The sequence below is a fragment of the Labrys sp. ALF-8 genome, from assembly GCF_059699065.1.
Genome location: NZ_AP048537.1, coordinates 2,523,545 through 2,547,258 on the forward strand (window position 1 = coordinate 2,523,545; position 23,714 = coordinate 2,547,258).

At 64.3% G+C, this 23,714-nt stretch carries 23 protein-coding genes and 1 tRNA gene; 17 read left to right on the forward strand and 7 right to left on the reverse strand.

Features of this window, described 5'->3' with window-relative positions; genetic code table 11:
• Window positions 1-3: 3 nt before the first annotated feature.
• Both AC6H34_RS11680 and AC6H34_RS11685 read left to right on the forward strand, forming a co-directional pair.
• On the forward strand, window positions 4-1,236 hold the full coding sequence (locus AC6H34_RS11680) for a class I SAM-dependent methyltransferase (protein WP_497539880.1): 1,233 nt from the start codon (window positions 4-6) through the stop codon (window positions 1,234-1,236).
• Window positions 1,233-1,613 (forward strand): DUF2147 domain-containing protein, encoded by a 381-nt coding sequence (locus AC6H34_RS11685; protein WP_497538919.1) that lies wholly within the window; start codon window positions 1,233-1,235, stop codon window positions 1,611-1,613. Before AC6H34_RS11680 ends, AC6H34_RS11685 begins: the two co-directional genes overlap by 4 nt.
• A 45-nt stretch (window positions 1,614-1,658) precedes the next feature.
• On the opposite strand, the gene AC6H34_RS11690 is transcribed toward AC6H34_RS11685, so the two are convergent.
• From AC6H34_RS11690 to AC6H34_RS11705, 4 genes are all read right to left on the reverse strand, one after another.
• Entirely contained in the window at window positions 1,659-2,309 is a 651-nt protein-coding gene (locus AC6H34_RS11690) for a GntR family transcriptional regulator (RefSeq protein WP_497538920.1), read from the reverse strand.
• 63 nt (window positions 2,310-2,372) lie between these two features.
• On the reverse strand, window positions 2,373-3,326 hold the full coding sequence (locus AC6H34_RS11695; protein ID WP_497538921.1) for a tagatose kinase: 954 nt from the start codon (window positions 3,324-3,326) through the stop codon (window positions 2,373-2,375).
• Window positions 3,327-3,385: 59 nt separating this feature from the next.
• Complete coding sequence (locus tag AC6H34_RS11700; RefSeq protein ID WP_448149820.1) at window positions 3,386-4,618, reverse strand: ROK family transcriptional regulator; 1,233 nt, start codon at window positions 4,616-4,618, stop codon at window positions 3,386-3,388.
• 165 nt (window positions 4,619-4,783) lie between these two features.
• A complete protein-coding gene (locus AC6H34_RS11705) occupies window positions 4,784-5,668 on the reverse strand; it encodes a sugar phosphate isomerase/epimerase family protein (RefSeq protein ID WP_448149819.1) in 885 nt (294 codons plus the stop codon).
• 273 nt (window positions 5,669-5,941) lie between these two features.
• Here AC6H34_RS11705 and AC6H34_RS11710 point away from each other — a divergent pair, with 273 nt between their 5' ends.
• Window positions 5,942-6,667 carry an SDR family oxidoreductase gene (locus AC6H34_RS11710; RefSeq protein ID WP_497538922.1) on the forward strand — a complete coding sequence of 242 codons (726 nt, stop codon included), beginning with the start codon at window positions 5,942-5,944 and terminating at the stop codon, window positions 6,665-6,667.
• A 43-nt stretch (window positions 6,668-6,710) separates the two neighbouring features.
• On the opposite strand, the gene AC6H34_RS11715 is transcribed toward AC6H34_RS11710, so the two are convergent.
• Together AC6H34_RS11715 and AC6H34_RS11720 are read right to left on the reverse strand one after the other, a co-directional pair.
• Window positions 6,711-7,709, reverse strand: a complete 999-nt coding sequence (locus AC6H34_RS11715; protein WP_497538923.1) for a 4-hydroxyproline epimerase — start codon at window positions 7,707-7,709, stop codon at window positions 6,711-6,713.
• Window positions 7,710-7,822: 113 nt separating this feature from the next.
• The gene (locus AC6H34_RS11720) at window positions 7,823-8,734 is read right to left on the reverse strand and encodes a dihydrodipicolinate synthase family protein (protein ID WP_497538924.1); all 912 of its coding nucleotides are present in this window, start codon (window positions 8,732-8,734) and stop codon (window positions 7,823-7,825) included.
• A 159-nt stretch (window positions 8,735-8,893) separates the two neighbouring features.
• Here AC6H34_RS11720 and AC6H34_RS11725 point away from each other — a divergent pair, with 159 nt between their 5' ends.
• From AC6H34_RS11725 to AC6H34_RS11750, 6 genes are all read left to right on the forward strand, one after another.
• The gene (locus tag AC6H34_RS11725) at window positions 8,894-10,141 is read left to right on the forward strand and encodes an NAD(P)/FAD-dependent oxidoreductase (RefSeq protein ID WP_497538925.1); all 1,248 of its coding nucleotides are present in this window, start codon (window positions 8,894-8,896) and stop codon (window positions 10,139-10,141) included.
• Between the two features lie 291 nt (window positions 10,142-10,432).
• A complete protein-coding gene (gene cysD / locus AC6H34_RS11730; protein ID WP_497538926.1) occupies window positions 10,433-11,341 on the forward strand; it encodes a sulfate adenylyltransferase subunit CysD in 909 nt (302 codons plus the stop codon).
• A complete protein-coding gene (gene cysN / locus AC6H34_RS11735; protein ID WP_497538927.1) occupies window positions 11,341-13,260 on the forward strand; it encodes a sulfate adenylyltransferase subunit CysN in 1,920 nt (639 codons plus the stop codon). The genes cysD and cysN overlap by 1 nt, the downstream gene beginning before the upstream one ends.
• Before the next feature lie 467 nt (window positions 13,261-13,727).
• A complete protein-coding gene (locus AC6H34_RS11740; protein ID WP_497538928.1) occupies window positions 13,728-14,135 on the forward strand; it encodes a DUF805 domain-containing protein in 408 nt (135 codons plus the stop codon).
• A 73-nt stretch (window positions 14,136-14,208) separates the two neighbouring features.
• Window positions 14,209-14,628, forward strand: coding sequence for a DUF805 domain-containing protein (locus AC6H34_RS11745; RefSeq protein WP_448149812.1), 420 nt, complete (start codon window positions 14,209-14,211; stop codon window positions 14,626-14,628).
• 29 nt (window positions 14,629-14,657) lie between these two features.
• Window positions 14,658-15,098, forward strand: a complete 441-nt coding sequence (locus AC6H34_RS11750; protein WP_497538929.1) for a DUF805 domain-containing protein — start codon at window positions 14,658-14,660, stop codon at window positions 15,096-15,098.
• Between the two features lie 39 nt (window positions 15,099-15,137).
• Here AC6H34_RS11750 and ubiB read toward each other — a convergent pair whose 3' ends face one another.
• The gene (ubiB, locus tag AC6H34_RS11755) at window positions 15,138-16,673 is read right to left on the reverse strand and encodes a 2-polyprenylphenol 6-hydroxylase (protein ID WP_448151369.1); all 1,536 of its coding nucleotides are present in this window, start codon (window positions 16,671-16,673) and stop codon (window positions 15,138-15,140) included.
• 168 nt (window positions 16,674-16,841) lie between these two features.
• Here ubiB and AC6H34_RS11760 point away from each other — a divergent pair, with 168 nt between their 5' ends.
• The 8 genes from AC6H34_RS11760 (at window position 16,842) to AC6H34_RS11795 (ending at window position 23,326) form a co-directional block, all read left to right on the forward strand.
• The gene (locus AC6H34_RS11760; protein ID WP_448149810.1) at window positions 16,842-17,456 is read left to right on the forward strand and encodes a ribonuclease D; all 615 of its coding nucleotides are present in this window, start codon (window positions 16,842-16,844) and stop codon (window positions 17,454-17,456) included.
• Between the two features lie 304 nt (window positions 17,457-17,760).
• Window positions 17,761-18,537: an LPS export ABC transporter periplasmic protein LptC gene (gene lptC, locus AC6H34_RS11765; protein WP_497538930.1), complete on the forward strand. Its 777-nt coding sequence runs from the start codon at window positions 17,761-17,763 to the stop codon at window positions 18,535-18,537.
• Window positions 18,534-19,250, forward strand: a complete 717-nt coding sequence (locus tag AC6H34_RS11770; RefSeq protein ID WP_497538931.1) for an LptA/OstA family protein — start codon at window positions 18,534-18,536, stop codon at window positions 19,248-19,250. The genes lptC and AC6H34_RS11770 overlap by 4 nt, the downstream gene beginning before the upstream one ends.
• A gap of 73 nt (window positions 19,251-19,323) precedes the next feature.
• Window positions 19,324-19,926: an LptA/OstA family protein gene (locus tag AC6H34_RS11775; protein ID WP_497538932.1), complete on the forward strand. Its 603-nt coding sequence runs from the start codon at window positions 19,324-19,326 to the stop codon at window positions 19,924-19,926.
• A 140-nt stretch (window positions 19,927-20,066) separates the two neighbouring features.
• Window positions 20,067-20,846, forward strand: coding sequence for an LPS export ABC transporter ATP-binding protein (gene lptB / locus AC6H34_RS11780; RefSeq protein ID WP_497538933.1), 780 nt, complete (start codon window positions 20,067-20,069; stop codon window positions 20,844-20,846).
• 121 nt (window positions 20,847-20,967) lie between these two features.
• Window positions 20,968-22,044 carry a microcin C ABC transporter permease YejB gene (locus AC6H34_RS11785; protein WP_497538934.1) on the forward strand — a complete coding sequence of 359 codons (1,077 nt, stop codon included), beginning with the start codon at window positions 20,968-20,970 and terminating at the stop codon, window positions 22,042-22,044.
• A 1-nt stretch (window position 22,045) separates the two neighbouring features.
• On the forward strand, window positions 22,046-23,182 hold the full coding sequence (locus tag AC6H34_RS11790) for an ABC transporter permease (protein WP_448149805.1): 1,137 nt from the start codon (window positions 22,046-22,048) through the stop codon (window positions 23,180-23,182).
• A gap of 67 nt (window positions 23,183-23,249) precedes the next feature.
• A tRNA-Arg gene (locus AC6H34_RS11795) sits at window positions 23,250-23,326 on the forward strand.
• The last annotated feature ends 388 nt before the right edge of the window (window positions 23,327-23,714 follow it).

Sequence of the window (23,714 nt, forward strand, 5' to 3'; positions counted from 1 at the left end):
CAGATGCAGGATCTCGGCCTGAACGACATGACTTCCCAGACACGGCCCGGGGCTGGCCTGGCAGCCGGGTTCCTTCGTCGCCTCCTGTCATGTCTAGGCAAGGGCTCCCTCACCGTCGTGATGCCCGATGGCCGGACGCTGAGCCGCCAGACCGGCCAGCCAGGGCCGGATGCGGTGCTGGTGCTGCATCGCCTCCGCGCTCTGCGCAGTCTCCTTTTCGGCGGCGATGTCGGCTTTGCTGAAGCCTTCATCAGGGGGGACTGGTCGAGCCCGGATCTCACGGCCCTCATAGAGCTCGTGGCCTGCAACGGCAGCGAGATCGTCCGCCGGCTCGGCGGCTCGCTGCCGAGCCGGCTATTCAACTGGCTGGGTCATCGCCGCAATAGCAATACGAAGGCCCGGGCCAGGCGGAACATCGGGTTCCACTACGATCTTGGCAACGAGTTCTACCGGCAATGGCTGTGCAGCCGCATGATCTACTCGGCCGCTATCTACGACCGCGAGGAAGATACGCTGGAGCAGGGGCAGGAGCGCAAGCTCGCGGCGGTCACCGGCGCCCTCGGCCTCGTCCCTGGAAACCGCGTGCTGGAGATCGGCTGTGGGTGGGGAGCGCTGGCGGCTCGGCTCGCCGCCGTGCACGATGTCGCGGTCGTGGGCGTGACCCTGTCGCAGGCCCAGCTCGTCGAGTCCTGGCGCGTGGCGCAGGACGCTGGCGTGTGGGACAAGGCAGACCTGCGGCTGCAGGATTATCGGGACATCGAGGGCATGTTCGACCGCATCGTCTCCATCGAGATGATCGAGGCGGTGGGGGAGCGCTACCTTCCGTCCTATTTCCGTACCCTGGCCCGCCGCCTTGCTCCTGGCGGGCGCGCCGTGCTGCAGGCGATCACCATCGCCGACGAGCGCTTCGAGTCCTACCGCGCCCATCCTGACTTCATACAGCGCTACATCTTCCCGGGCGGCTTCCTGCCCACCAAGACCCTGATGCGAGAGCGGCTCGAGCAGGCAGGGCTGAGGGTGACGGTCACGCAAACCTTCGGCCCGAGCTATGCCCGCACGCTCCGCGACTGGCGTCAGCGTTTCGAATCCGCCTGGCCTGCGATCGCCAAGATGGGATATGGCGAGGCCTTCCGGCGGATGTGGCTCTACTATCTCTCCTATTGCGAGGCCGGCTTCCGCGCGGGAGCGCTGGACGTCGGGCTCTATACGCTGGAACACGCCGAGGGCGGAGCATGAGGCGCCTCGTCGCAGGGATGGCTCTGGTCGCGCTGGCCTGGCCTGCATTCGCGCAGAGCGGTGGCGGATTTACGGACGTCCTCGGCAACTGGTCTCGCGACGATGGCAATGCCCGCGTCGTCATTGCGCCCTGCGGCCAGGCGCTCTGCGCCACCAATACCTGGATCCGCGACCCCGCCAGCGGTGAGAAGGTGGGAGACAGGCTGGAAATGAAGCTGCAGCCGACCGGGGCCAAGGCCTGGAAGGGCACGGCCTACGATCCACAGCGGCATCGGACCTATGTCATGACGATGAGTCTCGGCGGCAAGCTGCAGACCCGGGGCTGCATCCTGGGCGGCCTGCTGTGCAGCAGTGTAAGCTGGACAAGATTACGTTGACGTAGGCTGGCAAAAGGCCAAACGGTCTTCCGGAAAGGGAAGCCGTCAGCCCGCGTTGAACTGTTCCGTGAGATCGGCCAGCGTCGCCTCGATATGGGCCGCCGTCCTTGCTGCCGCCGCCGAGGCGTCCCCGCGGCTCCAGCTCTCGAACAGAGCCTCGTGCTCGGCCTCCGCCCGGGCGTTCCGGCTTGAAGACTCCAGGTGCTTGAAGATGTAGCGCTCGGCCAGCAGATGCAGGCGCTCGACGACCTGCAAGGTGACGCGCCGCCGGCCGGGCCGGATCAGGGAGAGATGGAAGGCCCGGTTGCAGGCCCCGATATTCTCCGTGTGCCCCGCAATGGCGCCATTGAGCGCATCCAGGGTGCGACGGGTGGCGGCGCGGTCCTCCGGACCCGCCCGCTCGCAGCCATACGCCACGGCATCCGGTTCGATCTTCAGCCGCAGGGCGAACACGTCATAGGCATCCTCGGCCGAGAGCGGCGCGACGAAGAAGCCGCGATTCGTCTGCGAAACGATGAGGCCGTCCTGCTCGAGCCTTGCGAGCGCTTCGCGCACCGGGATCTTGCTGACGCCGAGTTCAGCGGCCAGCAGATCCTGTCGGATGGACATATCCGGCGCGAGGCTGCCGGCGATGATCCGGCTGCGCATGACGTCGGCGATACGCTCGGGCAGAGCCTTTTTTTCAAGCAGGGTCATGACGATACGCAGTTGAAGGACAAGGCCGGCAGACAGGTCCGAAGACCTGCCCCCGGCTTTTCTCTAGGCCCGAACCGGCGTTTTCGCAATGAAGCGGTCGAGATCGGAAAAGGTGGAACTGCCTTCCATGGGCCCCTGGACCGATACCGTGCGTGCGCCGGCCGCATTGGCGTAGCGGAGTGCTTCGGAAACGCTGCGGCCCAGGCGCCGAGCGACGAGAAAGGTGGCTCCGAAGCAGTCGCCAGCGCCGGTGGGATCGACCTCGGCGACGACGAAACCAGGCATGTCCGTGCGACCGCTGCGGTCGAAATGGCTGGAGCCCGCCTCGCCGCGCTTGAGCACGATTTCCTTCACCCCTGCATCGAGCAGGGCCGTAACGGCCCTGCCCTCGTCGGTCTCGCCGGTGAACAGCGACAGTTCCTCGCCGGAGGGCAGGAACAGATCGGTCGCGGCCAGGACGCTCTGGAAGATGGCCTTGCCGCCCTCGTCACGCAGCATCTCGCGGCGAATGTTGGGATCGAAGGAGACGGTGCCCCCACGCGCCTTCAAGGTCGGCAGGGTGGAACGCACCATTCCGGTGATCGCCGGCACCGGCAGGCCGGAGCCCATGACGTGGAGATGGCCGGCTGAGGCGAGCAGGGTTTCCGCTTCGGGCGTGGCGGCGATCCTGCCGACGGCACTGTCGCGCATGTTGTAGACGAAGGCCCTGCTGCCGTCGGGACGATAGCGTACGAAGGCGCTGCCGGTGGCTGCACCGGGATGGACGGCCACGGCCGAGATGTCGACGCCGTCCTGCTTCAGGCGATCGAGATTGATGGTGCCGAAATCATCGTCGCCCACCGCCGCTACGATGCCCGCGGCGTGGCCGAGCTTTCCGACCTGGTCGATGAAGATGGCGGGAGCCCCGCTGGGAAAGGGCCCGATCAGAGGCTGCGGCTCGAGGAAACCATTGCCGGTGGTGGTCGCCATGATCTCCACGAGTATCTCGCCGATGGTGACGACCTTGCCTTCGATCATGGAATTCTCCCGTATGATGTTTGTGGGTTCTCGCGCCTGGACCGCGCCAGGCCGGTCCTTCAGCTTTGGAACAGCGTGATCGGCTGCTCGCTCGCATAGATCGCGCTTTCGTCGATCGAGAACATGCGCTGGTGCATCAGAAGCGCTGCGCCCAGCGCCGGACCTTCGAGTCCGAGGGAAGAGGTTTCGATCTTCGGCATGGGGAAGCCCTCCAGCAGTTCGCGCTCCATGGCCTGCTCCACTTCACGCGCCACATGCGGAAAGAGCGGCGCCACCGAGCCGCCGAGAATGATGAGGCCCGGATTGAGCACGCTTGTGACCTGGATCAGGCCCGTCGCCAGGCCCTGGCCCCACGCCTGGGCGGTCTTGAGCGCTGCGGCGTCGCCCGCGGCGAGCGCCTGGAGGAGATCGTCGATATCGACATCGTCCCGGGCACCGTTGTCCCGATAGCGGGCGAGGACGGCATCCTTGCCGATATAGCTTTCGAGATGCCCCGGCTTATGGCGCCCGGTATAGAAGCCGGGGCCGCCGAGCACGATCTGGCCGAACTCGCCGGCGAGCCCCGCCGAGCCCCGGAACAGCCGCCCGCCGATGACGATGCCTCCGCCTGCTCCATTCTCGATCAGAAGGAAGGCCACGGTCTCGGACCTGTGCGTGGTATCGCGATAGGTCTCGGCGATGGCGAAGGCGTTGGCATCGTTCTCGATGGAGATGTCGAAGTCGAGATCCGGGAAGCGCGCCATGATCCGCTCGGCAATCATCGCCTTCAGCGGAACGTTCCGCCAGCCGAGGATCAGGCCGTTGATCACGAGGCCATCGGTATCGAGAAGGGCCGGGAGCGCCACGCACAGGCCCCGTATGCGGCCGGGATTGGCCAGCCTCCCGATCACCTCGGCAATGAGAGCGGCCATGCGATCGATGCCCTCGTCGGGCGTTTCCGCGAAGGTCGGAAAGGGAATGGAGACACGCGAGATCTCCTGTGCCGCCATGTCGATGGCGACGACGGTAAGCCTGTCGACGCCGATCTCGGCGCCGAGGAAGCTGGCGCCGACAGGGTCGATCTGGACGTGGATGCCGGGGCGCCCGGTCCTGGCCGCACTCTCGCCGCGCGGCGTACCCGGTCGCTCGACGGCGAGGCCTTCCGTCATCAGGCTGGTGATGATGTTGCCCGTTGTCGAACGGTTGAGGCCGAGTGCGCGTGCAAGATCGGCGCGGCTCATGCCCGCGTTACGGAACAGCGCGTTGAGCGCCCTGATTTCGTTGAGATGGCGGACAGTCTGCGGCGTTGCCAAGGTGGGGAGTCCGGGAAGATTGCTCTTGCAGTCTATTCCACGAAGGCGTGGAGGATGCAAACCGGGAGTGCGTGCCTGGGATCGGCGACAACCTGCCGGCTTTTTCCTTGCCGGCAGGCACTACCATTTCCAGGAGCCGGCACGTCGCCGGCTGTCCCGATGATCTCACACCGTGCGTGTCGTCGCAGCCTTGCGCTTGGCCACCTGGTAGCAGTCCTCGATATAGGCCTTGGCGTGGCGAGCCACGTCGACATTGTCCTTCCAGGTGTTGCGCCAGATCGCGCAGGTGATCGAAAGGTCCTCGTCCACGACTTCGGACGAGAAGCTCTCGAATGTGATCCAGTCGTCGTATCCGCCTGCCACAAGGGCGTCGAAGATCGAGGGGAAGTCGATCACGCCGGAGCCGAGATAGCCGCGGTTGCTCTCGCCGATATGGAAATAGCCGAGCTTGTCGCCGGCCAGTTGGATAGCCTGCGCGGGATCCGCCTCCTCGATATTCATGTGGAAGGTATCGAGATGCAGGAAGATGTTGTCGGCGCCGGTATCCTTGATGAAGGCGAGGCCCTGCGCGGTGGTATTGAGCAGGTTGGTCTCGAAGCGGTTGACGATCTCCAGATTGAGCGTCACCCCTGCTTCCTTGGCCTTGACGGCGATGCGGGAGAGTGCGCCGACACTGTTGTCCCACCCCTTCTTCGTGGGCAGGCTGCGATATTTGGTGTGAGCCGAGAAGATGATCCCGCCGAGTTTCTGTCCGCCGAGGTCACGCGTGATCGCCACCGCATCGGCGAGGATCTGCTCGCCGTGCTTCACCACGGCAGCGTCTTCGCTGGAAATATCGCCGTCGAGCGGCAGGCCCATGGTGACGGCGACCCTCAGGTCATAGTCCTTCAGGCGCTTGGCCAGCCAGGAAACGTCGAACTTCTTGGGATCGAGCCGGGGAAATTCGATCAGCTTGTAGCCGAGGCTGTGCGACTTCTCCATCGCGCCTTCGAGTTCCTCCTGGGTGGTGCCACCCGTCCAGACGAAGGAATGAATGCCTAGCTTTTCCATATGCGCTCCTGCCCTTTTTTCGTGCCGGAGCGGTCCCTGCGGAGCCGTCCGGCATCGTCGTGATTTTGCTGTTGCTTATTTGTTGTGAGTAGCAGCAAACTGCGGGGTGTTCAAGTTGTCGGATGATTCATGGATCGTCGCCGGCAGCGAAAGCGGCCCGTCTTGCCCTTGCCGTGGCCTGCTCTCGCCGCCTATGAGAGCAGCCGGGCCTCGGAAACACGGTCGCATAGCGCAAAAAACAAACCGCCGGCAGCGGCGGCCAGGGAGGAAGACATGGTTTCTCTGAGCGGGAAGGTGATGATCGTCACCGGCGCCAGTTCCGGTATCGGGCGAGCGGTTGCTCGACGGTTTGCGCAGGAAGGCGTCCGGCAGGTGCTGGTGGCACGTTCCGTCGACAAGCTGGACGCGCTTGCCGCCGAGATAGGCGGAGAGTCGCTCACCGTCGCGGCCGACCTGACCGATCCTGCCGCGTCCGCGAAAGTCATGGAGGCGGCCACGAAGTGCTTCGGCGCGGTCGACATCCTGTTCGCCAATGCGGGCAGCTATATCGCCGGTGACGTCGTCGATGGCGACCCGGATGAGTGGGACAAGCTCCTCACCCTCAACATCAATGCCGTCTTCCGGACCGTTCATGCGGTGCTGCCAGGCATGATCGCCCGGCGCAGCGGCGACATCGTAGTCACCTCGTCCGTCTCGGGCCACCAGGCGATCCAGTGGGAGCCGGTCTATTCGGCCAGCAAGCACGCCGTGCAGAGCTTCGTGCATGGCGTGCGCCGCCAGATCGCACCGCACAATGTGCGCATCGGCTCGCTGGCGCCGGGCATGGTGCTGAACGAATTGTGGGGCATCACCGATCCGGCCGAGATCGAGCGACGCGCGAACGAGCATGGCGGCCTGCGTTCGGAAGACGTCGCCGACGCGCTGCATTTCATGCTCACGCGGCCGCCGAACGTCACGATTCGCGATCTGGTGATGCTGCCGCAGAACCAGGATATCTGAGCTTTCCGGAAGGTGGATGGGGACGTCGGCGCTGCCTTGGCCCCTATACCACCTGGAAGCCCTGCCAGAACCGATCCTCGCGGTCGATCCAGATGGTGTTGAAACCAGTCGAGATCGCCGAACCCTTGATCGAGGGAATGATGGCCGGCTGGCCGGCCAGATTGGTCAGTCCCTCGACCCTGCCGGTGAACCGCGAGCCGATATAGCTTTCATGCACGAAGCTGTCCCCGGGCTTGAGCCGCCCCTTGGCCGTTAGATGGGCGAGGCGCGCGGAAGTCCCCGTGCCGCAGGGCGAGCGGTCGATGGCCTTGTCGCCATAGAAGACGGCGTTCCGGCCATCGGCGCCGTTGCCGCGCGGCTTGTCGGCCCACAGCACGTGGCTGACGCCGCGAATGGTCTCGTCGAGCGGATGCACAGGCTCGTATTTCTCGCGCATCAATTGCCGCACCTTGCCGCTCAGGGCGATGATGCGGGCCGCACCGAGGTCGTCGAGGCCGGTATAGGCGCCCTGCGGTTCGACGATGGCGTAATAGTTGCCCCCATAGGCCACATCGACGCTGAGAGGCCCGAAATCGGGTACGTCGATCTCGATGCCGCTGGCAGCGAGATAGGACGGCACGTTGACGATGCGGACCGATGTGACGCGATTGCCCTCGGCTTCATAGGCGATATCGATGATGCCGGCGGGCACCTCCACCTTGAGCTGGCCGGGCGTGCGCGGCTCGATGAGTCCGTTCTCCAGGCCGAAGGTGATGATGCCGATGGTGCCGTGGCCGCACATGGGCAGACAGCCCGACGTCTCGATGAAGAGGATACCGATATCGGTGTCGTCCCGGGTCGGCGGGTAGAGGAACCCACCGGACATCATGTCATGGCCGCGTGGCTCGAAGCACAGCCCTGTGCGGATCCAGTCGAACCGCTCGAGGAAATCCTGGCGCCGCTCCGACATGCTGGCGCCGCGCAGGAGCGGTGCCCCGCCAGCGACGAGTCGCACGGGATTACCGGCCGTGTGGCCATCGATGCAGAAGAAGGTATGACGCATGGGCAGGACTTTCGCGACGAAATTGGAGTGGCGGTCTCCGACCGCCATCTTTCTTTACGGACGAGGATGGAGTTTCCGAGGATGGCGGTCGAAGACCGCCACTCCATCCGCGCTCAGGCCGCCTTGAGCTTCAGCGTCGGCCGGGTCGCCGCCGCTTTCTCCACCATAGCCGTCACCTCGGCGCGGCGGGCACCCGTGAGGGGCCAGCGGGGCGGGCGGACACGTTCGGATCCGCGTCCCATGATCTGCTCAGCCAGCTTGATCGACTGCACGAGGTCGTGCTCGGCATCCAGATGCAGCAGCGGCATGAACCAGCGGTAGATGGTGCGTGCTGTTTCCCAGTCGCCCCGCGCGGCGGCCCTGACGAGTTCAACCGATTCCTGCGGGAAGGCGCTCGTGAGGCCGGAGACCCAACCCTTGGCACCCAGCATCAGGCCTTCCAGGGCGACGTCGTCGAGGCCCGCGAAGATCTCGAAGCGGTCGCCGAACTCGTTGATCAGGTCGGTGAAGCGGCGCGGATCCGGAGCACTCTCCTTGACCGCGACGATATTGGGCACGTCTTCCAGCGCGCGCAGGACATCCGAGCCGATGTTGACGCGATAGGCGGGAGGATTGTTGTAGAGCATGATTGGCAGCGAGGTCGCCTCGGCGATCATGCGGAAATGCGCGGTCAATTCCTCGGGCTTGGGCACATAGACCATGGCGGGCAATACCATCAGCCCATCGGCGCCGATCCTCTCTGCATCCTTCGCATAGGCGATGGCGCGGCGCGTGTCGAACTCGGAGACGCCGGTGATCACGGGGACGCGCTTGTTCACCACCTCGACGGCAGCCTTCAGCACGGTACGCTTTTCCTCGGGATCGAGCGAATTGTTCTCGCCGCAGGTGCCCATCACGATCAGGCCGTTGACGCCGTCCCTGACCAGTGCGTCCTGGACGCCCTGGGTGGCATCGATGTCGATGGCGAGGCTGGCGTCGAACTGCGTGGTAACTGCGGGGAACACCCCGTTCCAATTGGTCTTCATGGATCGTCTCCGCTAATCAGGATTGGGTTTGCCTCACACCTGTTCCGGCGTTCTATCAGCGCGAAACGGCGTGGGGAATACGCTTGAAGTCTGCTACCTGAAAATCGTATACGATATACGATCATGAATGGCAAGGGCAAAACAGTGCAGCGGGAAAGTATGGCGCAGTCGGAGAAAACGGTCGTCCTGGGCGGCGGCATCGTCGGCCTGTGTTGTGCGCTGGTCCTGCAGCGCCGGGGAGATGCGGTGCTGTTGATCGATCCTGATCGCGACCGCCCACCGGCGTCCTACGGCAATGCCGGCCATGTCGCCATCGAGCAGGTGGAGCCGCTTGCTTCGATGGCGACGCTGCGCTCCCTGCCGCGTCGACTGTCGCTGTTCGGAGGCCCCGTTTCCCTGCCGCCGGCTCAGATTGCCCGCTGGCTTCCCTTCGGAATGCGGCTCGCCGCTGCCGCCCGGCCGGAGCGCTTCGCGACCGGCAGGGCCGCGCTCTCCGCCCTGCTGGCCGAGTCCATGCCGGCATGGCGCCGGCTTGCGGGCAGTCTGGAGCCCCGCGGCCTGCTCAAGGAAGGTGGCCACGCGGTCGTTTGGCACGGACGGGAGGCGGCCGTGGCGGGATTGCAGGCCTGGCGGGCGGCCGATACCGGGACGGCACGCTTCCACGAGGCCTCGAACGACGAACTGGCGTGGCTCTCACGCGCGATGAGGATGCCGCCGGCTGGGGCCATCCTGTTCGAGAATACGGGTCAGGTCGCCGATCCCGGCGCCGTGCTGTCGGCTCTTGGCGCGGCGTTCCAGGCGGCGGGCGGCGAACGAAGGAAAGGCCTGGCGCAGGCGATCGAGATCGTGGACGGGGCGGCTGTGCTCGTGCTGGCCGGAGGCGAGCGGATCAGGCCGCGCCGCGCCCTCGTCGCGTCCGGGGTCGAGAGCGGCGCTCTGCTGGCACCCGTCGGCCTTCATGCGCCGATCATCGCCGAGCGGGGCTATCATATTCAGAGCCCGGATCACGACTGGCCCGCCGATCTGCCGCCTGTCGTCTTCGAGGAGCGATCGATGATCGTATCCTGCTTCCGCTCCGGCCTGCGTGCATCCAGCTTCGTCGAGTTCGGAGCGCATGATGCCCCGGCGGATGGCCGCAAGTGGCATCGCCTGGAAACCAGTGCGGCGTCGCTCGGCCTGCCGGCTCGCGGGCCCTGGCGACATTGGTTCGGCTCGCGCCCGACCCTGCCCGACTACCTGCCGGCCATCGGCGGGACGATGCGCGCGCCCAACCTGTTCTACGCCTTCGGCCACCAGCATCTCGGCCTTACCCTTGGGCCCCTCACCGGTGAACTCGTGGCGGCAATGATCGGCGGAAAGGACCCGGCAGTCGCGCTGGCGCCGTATGACCTGAAGCGCTTCGACTAGCATCGATACGCCGATCCCCGACGAGGCGCGAAAATGACGCAGGGACGGCGGCTGTCGCGATGACGGCTTATCGTCCGGCGCAGGCTGCAGCGCCTTCCTTGGGATCTGTCGCAAATCATGCGATGTTCATGGGACGATCGACGGGGAGCCTCCGGCACCGAAGTTGGAGCAGCAATCTCCGGGGCGCCTAATTCCCATGCAAGAAACGCACTTGCGCTGCGTGCACTGACCTTCTATGTAAAATCCCCTAATTACGCAGCTTTTCGTGTGAAAAAGAGCCCAAGGGCACCGATGTCGCGCACCCTCTCTCCGCATCTCAAGCGGCTCGAAGCCGAGTCGATCGGGATTATCCGCGAAGTCGCGGCCGAATTCTCAAATCCGGTGATGCTCTATTCCATCGGCAAGGATTCGGGCGTCATGCTCCATCTGGCGCTCAAGGCCTTTTATCCCTCGAAGCTGCCCTTCCCTCTGCTTCATGTCGATACGACCTGGAAATTCCGGGACATGATTTCGTTCCGTGACGAGATCGCCAAGCGCTATGGGCTCGACCTCATCGTTCACATCAACCAGGATGGCGTCGCGCGTGGCATCAACCCGATTACCTCGGGTTCCGCTCTGCACACCCAGGTGATGAAGACGGAGGGCCTGCGACAGGCGCTCGACAAATACAAGTTCGACGCCGCCTTCGGCGGTGCTCGGCGCGACGAGGAAAAGAGCCGCGCCAAGGAGCGCATCTTTTCCTTCCGAACAGCGAACCATACTTGGGATCCGCGCAACCAGCGCCCGGAACTCTGGTCGCTCTACAACACCAAGATCCGGCAGGGCGAGTCGATCCGCGTCTTCCCGCTGTCCAACTGGACCGAGCTCGACATCTGGCAGTACATCCTCGAGGAGGATATCCCGATCGTGCCGCTCTATCTGGCCAAGGAGCGCCCGGTGGTATTCCGCGCCGGCACCATGCTGATGGTCGACGACGACCGCCTGCCGCTGGAGCCGGGCGAGGTGCCGCAGATGCGCCGGGTCCGCTTCCGCACGCTGGGATGCTATCCGCTTTCCGGCGCGATCGATTCCGATGCCACCTCGGTGGCCGACATCGTGCGCGAGATGCTCACGGCCCGCACCTCCGAGCGCCAGGGCCGGCTGATCGACAACGACGAAGCGGCCTCGATGGAAAAGAAGAAGCGCGAGGGCTATTTCTGATGAACGCACCCTCTCCCCAGGCGCAGCTTTCCCTCGCCGAGATGCTGAAACCCCGCGAGAAGGAGTTGCTGCGCTTCCTGACCTGCGGGTCGGTGGACGACGGCAAGTCGACCCTCATCGGGCGCCTGCTCTATGATTCCAAGCTGATCTTCGAGGACCAGCTCGCCACGCTCGAGAAGGATTCGAAGCGCCATGGCACCACGGGCGAGGACATCGACTTCGCCCTCCTGGTCGACGGGCTGGAGGCGGAGCGCGAACAGGGCATCACCATCGACGTCGCCTATCGCTTCTTCTCGACGGCCAAGCGTTCCTTTATCGTCGCCGACACGCCCGGCCACGAGCAGTATACGCGCAACATGGCGACGGGCGCCTCCACGGCCGACCTCGCCGTCCTGATGATCGATGCCCGCAAGGGCGTGCTGGTGCAGACCAAACGCCACGCCACCATCTGCTCCCTGCTGGGGATCCACCACATCGTCGTGGCGGTGAACAAGATCGACCTGACTGGTTTCGACAAGGCCGTGTTCGATAAGATCGTTCACGATATTTATGCCTTTACCGCCAATCTCGGCTTCGCGTCGGTGACGCCCATTCCGATGTCGGCCCGCTTCGGCGACAATGTGTCGAGCCGTTCGGCGCGTATCGCGTGGTATGATGGCCCGAGCCTTATCGAACATCTGGAAGGCATTGATATCGCCTCCAACGCCGTCAAGAAGCCCTTCCGCTTTCCGGTGCAGTGGGTTAACCGGCCGAATCTCGATTTCCGCGGCTTTTCCGGGACGCTCGCCTCAGGCGCCATCCGGCCGGGCGACAGCGTGACGGTGGCGGCTTCCGGCAAGACATCGGTGGTGACCCGCATCGTCACCCAGGACGGCGACCTCGAACAGGCCGTGGCTGGAGATGCCGTCACGCTCACCCTTGCCGACGAGATCGATGCCGCGCGAGGCGATGTCCTTTCGCTGGCCACCGAGAGACCCGATGTCGCCGACCAGTTCGCCGCGCATGTGATCTGGATGTCGGAGGAGGCGCTGCTTCCCGGCCGTTCCTACATGCTGCGTATCGGCACCAAGTTCGTGCCGGCCGCCGTCACCTCGATCAAGCACAAGATAGACGTCAACACGCAGGAACATCTTGCGGCCAGAACGCTGCAGCTCAACGAGATCGGCGTCGTCAACGTCTCGACCAGCGTTCCGGTGGCGTTCGACGCCTATGCCGACAATCGCGAGACGGGCGCCTTCATCCTGATCGACCGCTCGACCAACCAGACGGCTGCGGCCGGCATGGTTGACTTCGCCCTGCGCCGGGCCACCAACATCCACCGCCAGTCGCTGGCCATCGACAAGCTGGCCCGTTCCTCCCTCAAGCACCAGAAGTCGGCGATCGTCTGGTTCACCGGCCTGTCAGGCTCGGGCAAATCCACCATCGCCAATCTGGTGGAACAGCAGCTCGCCCATGCCGGGCATCACACCATGCTGCTCGACGGCGACAATGTCCGCCACGGCCTCAACCGCGATCTCGGCTTCTCGGACGCCGACCGGGTCGAGAATATCCGCCGCGTTGGCGAGGTGGCCAAGCTCTTCGTCGAGGCCGGCACCCTGGTGCTGTGCTCCTTCATCTCGCCCTTCGAGGCCGAGCGTGCGCTGGTGCGCTCGCTGGTCGAGGCCGGCGAGTTCGTCGAGATCTTCGTCGACACGCCGATCGAGGATTGCATCAAGCGCGACCCCAAGGGCCTCTACGCCAAGGCACTCGCTGGCCAGATCCCGCATTTCACCGGCGTCACCAGCCCCTATGAGCGGCCGGAGAATGCCGAGATCGTGCTGAAGACGCCGGGCCACACGGCGCAGGACCTTGCGGACGAGGTCGTCAAGGCCCTGCGTGAGCGCGGCCTTCTGGAACACCAGGACGTCTGGGGGCTGTAGGCAGCTGCCATTCTGGAGAAGATTGCAAAAGGCCGGGTCATTCCCGGCCTTTCCTTTTGGGAAGGACGGGGTTCTGATGGAGACCGCACCAGAGGGGCGGGGGGCATGGCAGGACTTCGTATCGTGGCGTTGGCGGTCTGGTTGGCCCGCACCGGCATGAAATTCCTGCTTCCCATGGCGGCGCAGGCCTAGCAGGCGGCCGGCCTTTCAAGCAAATTTGCAAGCTGGCAAATCGGTGTCACGCTCGTTTGTTGTGACTTGGGTAACAGTCGACACTCAGATCCAGCCTTTATGTAATTTTGCGGTCCGTGGCCTTGCCAATTTTCTGCCATCATGTCATTTGCCGCTGAGTGAGGGAGGCCGGATCTACCGAAAAGACGGCCTATCTTATTTATAATTACTCAAAACGTCGCTTCAGATCGACCAAATTCTGAAACGGACACGAACATTCACCGGGGAGTGAAATAATGGATCTCAAGAGTTTGCTTTTCAATTTCGAGGGCCGCATCACGCGTCTGCAGTTTTGGCTGTCCAATTTCGGCATATCGATTGTCTTTTATATTGCCCTGTTCATCATCGCCACGTTGTTCGGTGGTTCGGCAGCACAGTTCGGTGCCGGTGGACCACCCCCGGCTTTCTATGCCATCGCTCTCGTCGTCTATATTCCCTTCCTCTGGGCAAGTTTGGCCATCAATGCCAAGCGTTGCCATGACCGGGATCGCTCCGCCTGGTTCATTCTCATCTGCTTCATTCCGCTGGTCGGCATCTGGTACCTGATCGAAGTCGGCTTCCTCGATGGCACGCAAGGCCCTAACCGTTTCGGCCCCTCGCCGAAAGGCATTGCCGGCAACCAGGTCTCCAGCGTCTTTTCCTGAGACTTTTCGCACAGCGCCGGCTCTCGCGCCGGCGCAGTCTCGTGCCAGCATCCATAGGGGCAAGGGCTCGGCCATGACCTGGCAGTACAAGCTGTTCAGCTTCGAGGGGCGCATCACGCGCCTGGATTACTGGCTCTACCATCTCGGTATTGTCTTCGGTGTGTTCCTTCTCGCGCTGATAGCCGGGCTTGTCGGCACCGCCATGAGCGGGCACGATGGCGAAAACCCGGCCCTGGTGGTGGGCGGCGTCGCGCTCGTCATTTGTCTGTGGCCGCTATGGGCGGTGAGCGTGAAGCGCTGCCATGATCGTGAGAAGTCCGGCTGGTGGGTCCTGGGCTGGACGGTCGGAGGCGCCATTCCCTATATCGGCTTTCTCATCAGCCTGTGGTCGTTGGTGGAGCTCGGCTTCCTCGATGGCACGCAAGGACCCAACGAATATGGCCCGTCGCCCAAGGGCATAGGCAATAGCCAGCTTTCCGATGTATTCTCCTGAGGGATGCAACGGCAGCGCGGGGGCCTGCTTTGTCGATCGCCGAAATGCCCGACGACGGACCGGGGCTCCGGCAGGTTCTGCTCAGCCCGAGAGGGCGCCTCGCCCGGCTCGACATGCTGTTCGCGCTGTTTTGCGTCGCGATTATCCTGGCCGCGATAGGGCTGCTCTGGCTCGGCTTCGCAACGCTGCTGGTGCCGCCGGAGCCTGTCGCGACCTTCATGGCCTGGCTGAGCGTGCCGCTGGCCGGGCTTGCCCTCATCGGGCTCGTGCTGTTCGCCTTCATTCTCGCCAAGCGCTGCCACGATCGCGACCGTTCGGCGTGGTTCCTGCTCGTGCTGCTGGTGCCGGCGGTGCAGCTCTGGCCCTTGTTCGAGCTCATCTTCGGGCGCGGCTCGCCACAGGCCAACCAGTTCGGGCCGGCGCCCAGGGGCATGGTCGCGCAATGGCAGGCGGTCAACGGTGATCTCTGAGCCTTTGCGCCTCTGCCGGATGCGCGGAAGCCCGGGCTGCTACCAGCCCCGCCAGGCGATATAGACCAGCGCCGCCGCGATCACCCACAGCGCCAGATTGCCCCAGCGGTTGCGTCTTGCCTCGGCCTTTCCTATGGCCTCCACGCTTTCGGGCAGCAGAGCGAAGCCCTTCTCCGCGGCTTCGTGCAGGCGCCCGGCCAGCGACTCGGCGCGGTTGAGCAGGCTGGGGATGAGCGTGATGGACTTTCCTGCCTCCAGCGTCTGCGTGCCCAGGTCACCGAGCTTGCCGAGAGGCCCCAGATTGCGCTCGATCCATTCGCGCACCACGGGGTCGGCGGTGGACCACATGTCGAGCTTGGGGTTGAGGCGGCGCGCCACGCCCTCCACCACGACCATGGTCTTCTGAAGCAGGATCAACTCGGGCCGCGTCTTCATGTCGAAGAGGTCGGTGACCTCGAAGAGCAGCGTCAGGAGCTTGGCCATCGAAATCTCGTCGGCCCGCTTCTGGTGGATGGGCTCGCCGATGGCGCGGATGGCTTGCGCGAAATCCTCGATCGAGTGGGTGGCGGGCACATAGCCCGCCTCGAAATGCACTTCCGCCACGCGATGATAGTTACGGGTGATGAAGCCGTGCAGGATTTCGGCAAGGAAGCGGCGCTCCTTCAGCCCCGCGCGTCCCATGATGCCGAAGTCGACCGCCACGAGATTGCCCGAGGCATCGATCATCAGGTTGCCCTGATGCATGTCCGCATGGAAGAAACCGTCGCGGATGGCGTGTCTCAGGAAGGTCTGGATGACGATGCGGGCGAGTTCGTTGAGATTGAAGCCGGCTGCCCGCAGGCCTTCGACATCCGAGAGCGGGATGCCGTCGATCCATTCCAGCGTCAGCACCGTGCGGGCCGTGCGATTCCAGTCCGGCGCGGGAATGCGGAAGTCGGGATCGTCCGCGATGTTCTCCGCCATCTCCGACAGGGCGGCAGCCTCAAGCCGCGAGTCCATCTCGAAGGCGACGGTGCGCGCGAGCATGTCGACAATCTCGACCGGCTTCAGGCGCTTGGCGCGCGGATCGATGCGCTCGATGGTGCGGGCGGCGAAATAGAAGGTCGAGAGATCGCTGCGGAAGCGCCGGTCGACGCCAGGCCGCAGCACCTTGACTGCCACCTCGCGCTCGCCGTCGGCATCGCGGATGGTCGCCTTGTGGACCTGCGCCACGGAGGCGGCGGCCACCGGTTCCGACAGTTCGGCGAAGAAATGGCCGAGCGGCCCGGCCAGCGCCCGCTCGATCTCCGCGATGGCCACCGCCCGGCCGAAGGGCGGCATGCGGTCCTGCAACTCCTCCAGGTCACGTGCGACCGCGAAGCCCACCACGTCCGGCCGCGTTGCCAGGAACTGGCCGAGCTTGACCCAGCTCGGCCCCAGCTTCACCAGTGCCGCCGCCAGTCCCTTGCCGCCCTCGACCTTCCGCCGCTCGATGAGCCGGCCGAGCCGCACGGTGAGGCGGCCGGGAGCCGGGAGTTCGTGCACGTCGACGAGACCGAGCGCGCCCTCGCGCGCCAAGGTCCAGCCCGCGCGCATGAGTCGAAAGGGGTCGAGAAAGGAAGCCAAGGGTACCAGCCGTTTGAATCTGCGGGGAGGTCGATAGCACGCGCGCGCCCGTTGGCAAAACCCTAGGAGCCTTGCTTATCCTCTCACAAGGGTTCTATGTGCAATCCGACCTTTCGATATCGATTTCAGGATCTTTCCGTGACCATTCGCTACCATCGGGGCGACCTGCCCGACCTGTCCCGCTATACGACGAGTGCCGCCATCGACACCGAGACCATGGGTCTCAACCCGCATCGAGACCGGCTCTGCGTGGTGCAGCTCTCGCCCGGCGACGGGACGGCGGACGTGGTCCAGATTGCGCAGGGTCAGAAGAGCGCTCCCAATCTGGAGCGGCTTCTTGCCAACCCCTCCGTCGTCAAGATCTTCCATTTCGCCCGCTTCGACATCGCCTCGCTCCAGAATGCATTCGGCGTGATGGCCAGGCCCGTCTACTGCACGAAGATCGCCTCGCGCCTGGTGCGTACCTACACCGATCGTCACGGCCTCAAGGACCTAGTGCGCGAATTGCTGGGCGTGGATCTCTCCAAGCAGCAGCAATCCTCCGATTGGGGAGCGGACACCCTCACCGACGCCCAGCTCGCCTATGCCGCATCGGACGTGCTTTACCTCCACGAACTGAAGGCGAAGCTCGACGTCACGCTCGCCCGCGAGAGCCGGGCCGACATCGCCCGCGCGTGCTTCGACTTCCTGCCCACCCGCGCTATGCTGGACCTGCAGGGCTGGCCCGACACGGACATTTTTGCGCATAGCTGAAGCCTGTGGCGCAGCCTTGCCCCATCCTCGTCTTGGAAACGCCACAGCGCAACGCTAGGACATGCGAAGACAAGGCCGGCATTTCCGGGTGGGTCGGAAGTCGCGTTCCCTCACGTGACGTTCCCCCCACTGGGGATTTCTGCTATGAGGGCGCACCTGTTGCGGATTTCACCCAAAGTTTAGGAATTGCAGGCAGGGATTAGCTGGCGTCCTTGCGCCGGGTTGACGTGCGCCCTCCGCATCGCAATATGGCGGATGGCGGCGTTTAATTCCGGCTGCCGGACGCGTTTCGATAGGTATAATTTTGGCCGATATCATGGATGCGCGGGTAAAAATTGCTCGGCCCGCCTCGCCTTCGCGTGAAAGCGCCTTCAGGGCTGCCCGCGCTCACAGCAGGCTGGTGCGCTTTCTGAAAGTAGCCGTTCCCGCAACTGCGGTTGCCGGGGCGGGATTGTTCGTGGTTCTTGCCTGGTTCAACCCTTTCCGCGAGCCCATCGTGCCGGTTCCCGTGCCGCCGGCTCCGCCGAAGGACGGTGCGCTCACGGTCGAGTTGCCGCATCTGACCGGCACGAACAACCGGGGCCAGAAATATGACGTGAAGGCCACCACTGGCTCCCAGAAGGTCACTGCGCCTGGCGTCGTCAGCCTTACCGACCTCAATGCCGTGATCTCCGCCGTCGACCAGAGCAATGCGACGCTGACCGCTTCGACCGGCAAGTTCGATTCCAATACCCAGACGCTCTTCCTGCAGGACAATGTCCACGTCAACTCCACCAAGGGGTATGACGCCATGCTGAAGAGCGGAATCATCGACTTCAAGGCCAGCACCGTGCACAGCGACGAGCCGGTGACGGTGAACCTCACCAGCGGCACCATCTCGGCCAAGAACCTCAACATCATCGAAGGTGGCTCCAAGATCACTTTCGCCGGCGGCGTGAGTGCGACTTTCCGCACGCCGCTCAAGCCGGAAAGCGCCGATGGCGCCGCGCCGGAGACCGACGACACGCCCGACGATGCCGATCCGACCGGGTCGGCCCCATCCGATACCGCCACCCCAGCTCAGGGAAGCTCCCCACAATGAAGACGAAACTCAGCCGCCTGGCGCCACTTGCCCTGCTGCCGTTCGCCCTGGCGCTTTCGGCCGCCGATGCCGGCGCAGCCCAGAAGAAGGCGGCGAGCCCGTTCCAGGGCTTCTCATCGGATAGCGGCAAGCCTGTCGACGTGAAGTCGGACTCGCTCGAAGTCCATCAGGACGAGCAGAAGGCCATCTTCACCGGCAATGTCGTGGCTACCCAGGGCGATTCGGTGCTCCGCACCAATGAGCTGACGGTCTACTACGACAATTCGGAAGCGGGCGGCGGCAAGAAGGCCGACAAGACCGATTCGACGGATGCGGCCAAGCCCGCCGATGCTGCCGCCAAGCCCGCCGATTCCCAGCCGGCCGCAGCGACGGCCAACCAGGCCGCTGCCGACAAGCCGGCTTCCTCCGACAAGCCGGCCGCTTCCGGTTCGGGTACCCAGGCCAATTCGATCAAGAAGCTGATCGCCAAGGGCAGCGTCGTCGTCACCTCCAAGGACCAGAAGGCCACGGGGGATTACGGCGTGATGGACATGGCCACCAATCTCGCCACGCTCACCGGCGGCGAAGTGGTGATGATCCAGGGACCGAACGTGCTCAAGGGCAAGAAGCTGGTGGTCAACCTGAAGACGGGCGTCGCCAACGTCCAGGGCGGCGGCGGGGGGGTGTCCGGCGTCTTCACTCAGAGCAACGACCAGAAGAAAAACGCCAACTGAAGGAAGCGGGGCCGAGATGGCGCAGCGCGACACGTGGTTACGCCGGCGGGGGCCGGCGCTCATACTACCTTTGATGTTGCTCCTCAACGCCGCGATCATGCCGGCGGCTGGCGCCGACGAGAAGAAGCCCTCGACACCGTTCGAGGGCTTTTCGTCAGACAGCGACAAGCCGGTGAACATCAAGGCCGATCAGCTCGAGATGCACAACGAGGAGCAGAAGGCCATCTTCACCGGGAACGTGGTGGCCACGCAGGGCGATTCCGTCCTGACCTCGGAGGAACTCACCGTCTTCTACGAGGCCCCCGATGCCGGCAAGGACGGCCAGGCGCCGGCGGAGGCACCCACGGGTGACGCCCAGGCGGCGGCAACCGCTTCGGCGGCGGGGGATGCCGCCGCTTCCGACGAGCCGGCCCAGCCTGCCAACAAGGTCAAGCGCCTGGTGGCCAAGGGCAAGGTCGTCGTCACCTCCAAGGACCAGAAGGCCACCGGCGATGACGGCATTCTCGACATGGAGACCAATATCGCCACATTGACCGGCGAAGAGGTGCTCATGAGCCAGGGCTGCAATGTGCTCAAGGGCAGGAAGCTCGTGGTCAACACGCAGACGGGCCTTGCCAATGTCACGGGCGGAACCACAGGCCACTTCATCTCGGGGAGCGACCCGACAAAGTGCTGAGGCCGGCCCATGGGCGGCGGAGGCGTAGTGAGTAACAGAATGCGATTGCGGCCAGGCAGGCCTCGGAAAAGCGCTTCGTGGTTTTTCCGCGGGACCCTGCAAGTAGAGACGAGCTGCCTTCGAACAGATTTGGACCGGGAATGATCGAGGCAGCACAGTACGAAACGGGCAGCAGCGCCAAGCCTGCCGAAACGGCCGAGGGCGTCCTCCAGGTCGTGTCGATCGCCAAGACCTACGGCAAGCGCACCGTGGTGAGCGACGTGAGCCTGGAAGTGCGTCGGGGCGAGGCCGTCGGCCTGCTCGGCCCCAATGGTGCGGGCAAGACCACGGTGTTCTACATGATCACCGGTCTCGTGCCGCCCGATCACGGCCGCATCGAGCTCGACGGCCATGAGGTTACCCACCTGCCCATGTATCGCCGCGCCCGGCTCGGCGTGGGCTACCTGCCGCAGGAGGCCTCGATCTTCCGGGGCCTCAACGTCGAGCAGAACATCCGGGCGGTTCTCGAGGTGGTGGAACCCAACAAGGCCGAGCGCGAGCGCCAGCTCGACGAACTGCTGGAAGAATTCAAGATCGAGCGCCTGCGCAAGACCGCCTCCATCGCGCTCTCGGGCGGCGAGCGGCGGCGCGTCGAGATCGCCCGGGCGCTGGCGGGGCGCCCCTCCTTCATGCTCCTGGACGAGCCCTTCGCCGGCATCGACCCCATTGCCGTGGGAGACATCCAGACGCTGGTGCGCCATCTCACCAATCGCGGCATCGGCGTGCTGATCACCGACCACAACGTCCGCGAGACGCTGGCGCTGATCGACCGTGCCTATATCATCCACTCAGGCCATGTGCTGACGCAAGGCACGCCACAGGAGATCATCGATAATCCGGATGCCAGGAGGCTCTATCTGGGCAGCGAGTTCCGGATGTAGCCCCGGAGCATCCCGCCGGGTGTGCGGGCGTTCTGCCCGCTTCCGCTCATCCGGCGTGGACAACGTTTCCAAGATGCGGACAAGATGTCCGCGTACCCGGAAGATCCCAGGATAACCCGATTTGCTCGCCTATATCCTCCGCCGCCTCCTGATGATCGTGCCGACTCTGTTCGGCATCATGCTCATCTCCTTCGCGATCATCCAGATCGTGCCCGGCGGCCCGGTGGAGCGCATGGTGGCGCAGCTCTCCGGTGCGGCTTCCGGCGGGGGCGGGGATTTCGGCGGGGGCGGCCAGAATTTCGACGCCACTGCCTCGCAGTACCGCGGTTCGCAAGGGCTGGACCCAGCCTTCATCGAAAGCCTGCGCAAGCAGTACGGCTTCGACAAGCCGGCGCCCGAGCGCTTCTGGCTGATGATGAAGAACTACGCCACCTTCAATTTCGGCCAGAGCTATTTCCGCGATACTCCCGTGCTTGAACTGATCAAGGAGAAGCTGCCGGTATCCATCTCCATCGGCGTGTGGGTGATGCTGCTCTCCTATGCCATCTCCATTCCGCTCGGCATCCGCAAGGCGGTGAACGACAGCTCCTTCTTCGACGGCTGGACGAGCGCCGTGATCATCATCGGCTACGCCATCCCGGGCTTCACGCTCGGCATTCTCCTGATCACCCTGTTCGCAGGCAGCGCCTTCTGGCAGATCTTTCCCAATGCGAGGCTGGTCTCCGACAATTGGAGCGACCTCTCCCTGTTGGGCAAGGTCACCGATTATGCCTGGCATATGACGCTGCCGTTGATCGCCATGAGCGTATCGGCCTTCGCCACGCTCACCATGCTGACGAAGAATTCCTTCCTCGACGAGATCCGCAAGCAATATGTCCTGACCGCCCGCATGAAGGGGCTCTCCACCCGCCGCGTGCTCTACGGCCATGTCTTCCGCAATGCCATGCTGATCGTGATTTCCGGCTTTCCCGCTGCCTTCATCGGCGCCCTGTTCTCCGGCTCGCTGCTGATCGAGCAGACCTTCTCGCTCGATGGGCTGGGCCTGCTCAACTACAACTCGATCCTCAACCGTGACTATCCGGTGGTCCTCGCCAGCATCTACATCCTCTCCCTGCTGGCCCTGGTCATCAACCTCGTCTCGGATCTCATCTACATGCTGGTCGATCCGCGGATCGACTTCGAAGCGCGCGAGGTCTGAGATGGAGGCTTCCCTCCTCAAGCCCGCCAGGAAGGGCTGGTTCTCGCTGACGCCCCTCAACCAGCGGCGCTGGCGCAACTTCAAGGCCAACAAGCGCGGCTACTGGTCGCTCTGGCTGTTCCTCGTCATCTTCGTGCTGACGCTGGGCGCGGAGTTCATCGCCAACGACAAGCCGCTGGTGATCTATGACCGCGGCCACCTCTACACGCCGGTGTTCCACACCTATACCGAGACCGATTTCGGCGGCGACTTCGAGACCGAGGCCGACTACCGCGATCCCTTCCTGATCAAGCTCCTCGCCGATCGCGGCGCCTTCGTGCTGTGGCCGCCTATCCGGTACGGCCCGGAGACGCGCAACCTCAATCCGCCCATGGGCGTGCCCTCGCCGCCGACCTGGGCGCTGAGCGACGATCAGTGCAAGGCCGCGGCGCAGACCGTCGGCGGGTCGACCTGCCGCGACATCGAATGGAACTGGCTCGGCACCGACAATACCGCCCGCGACGTGTTGGCGCGCATCATCTACGGCACGCGCATATCGCTGCTGTTCGGCCTCATCCTCACCTTCTTCTCCTCTCTCATCGGCGTGGCGGCGGGTGCGATCCAGGGCTATTTCGGCGGCTGGATCGACCTGATCTTCCAGCGCATCATCGAAATCTGGAACGCGCTGCCGGCGCTCTACCTGCTGATCATCATCTCGGCCGTGCTGGCGCCGGGCTTCTGGATCCTGCTCGGCATCCTGATGCTGTTTTCCTGGACCTCGCTGGTGGCATTGGTGCGGGCGGAGTTCCTGCGCGCGCGCAATCTCGAATATGTGCGCGCCGCCAAGGCGCTCGGCCTGTCCGACAGCACCATCATGATCAAGCATCTCCTGCCCAACGCCACGGTGGCGACGCTGACCATGCTGCCCTTCATCCTGTCGAGTTCGGTCTCGACCCTGACGGCGCTCGACTATCTCGGCCTCGGCCTGCCACCCGGCACGGCCTCCCTCGGCGAGTTGCTCAAGCAGGCCGCCGCCAAGCCGGACGCCTACTGGCTCTCGATCAGCGGCTTCCTGGTGACGGCCATGTTGCTCTCGCTGCTGATCCTGATCGGCGAGGCAGTTCGCGACGCCCTCGATCCGCGCAAGACTTTCAACTGAACTACTCCCGCAATCTGCCGCCGAGGCGATTGCGGGAAGCGCCATGATCGGCTAGAAGGGCTTCGACGCACCCATAGCTCAGCTGGATAGAGCGTTGCCCTCCGAAGGCAAAGGTCGCACGTTCGAATCGTGCTGGGTGCGCCACTTCCACGCTTCCCATTTTTTCGTCGGCCACTCCGATCATCACGAATCGGGCGCTGGATCGGTGCTCGCGCAGGCTTTAATTGCCGGCCGGCGGATGGCTTTGCAGCAGGCGTTCCAAGAACTCCTCCGTGGCTCGTCGTCAAGGTCTCCTCGACGTCGAGGGGGCGATGCGAGGTGGTCCGGCGCCTCTACGGCGCCGATGCGATCGTGCCGGGCATGGGGCGGACCGACAGCGGCTCCTTCGGAGGCCTGACTCGGAGGCGCAACACGCCGCTTCCTTCTTCCTGCGGATCTGTGCTTGCGCGGCTTATATCCAATGCGAATATCGGAAAGTACCCACCTGTTTCCCAAAAGGGGTAGTGAGTTACCGATTTTCATAGGTTGTGTT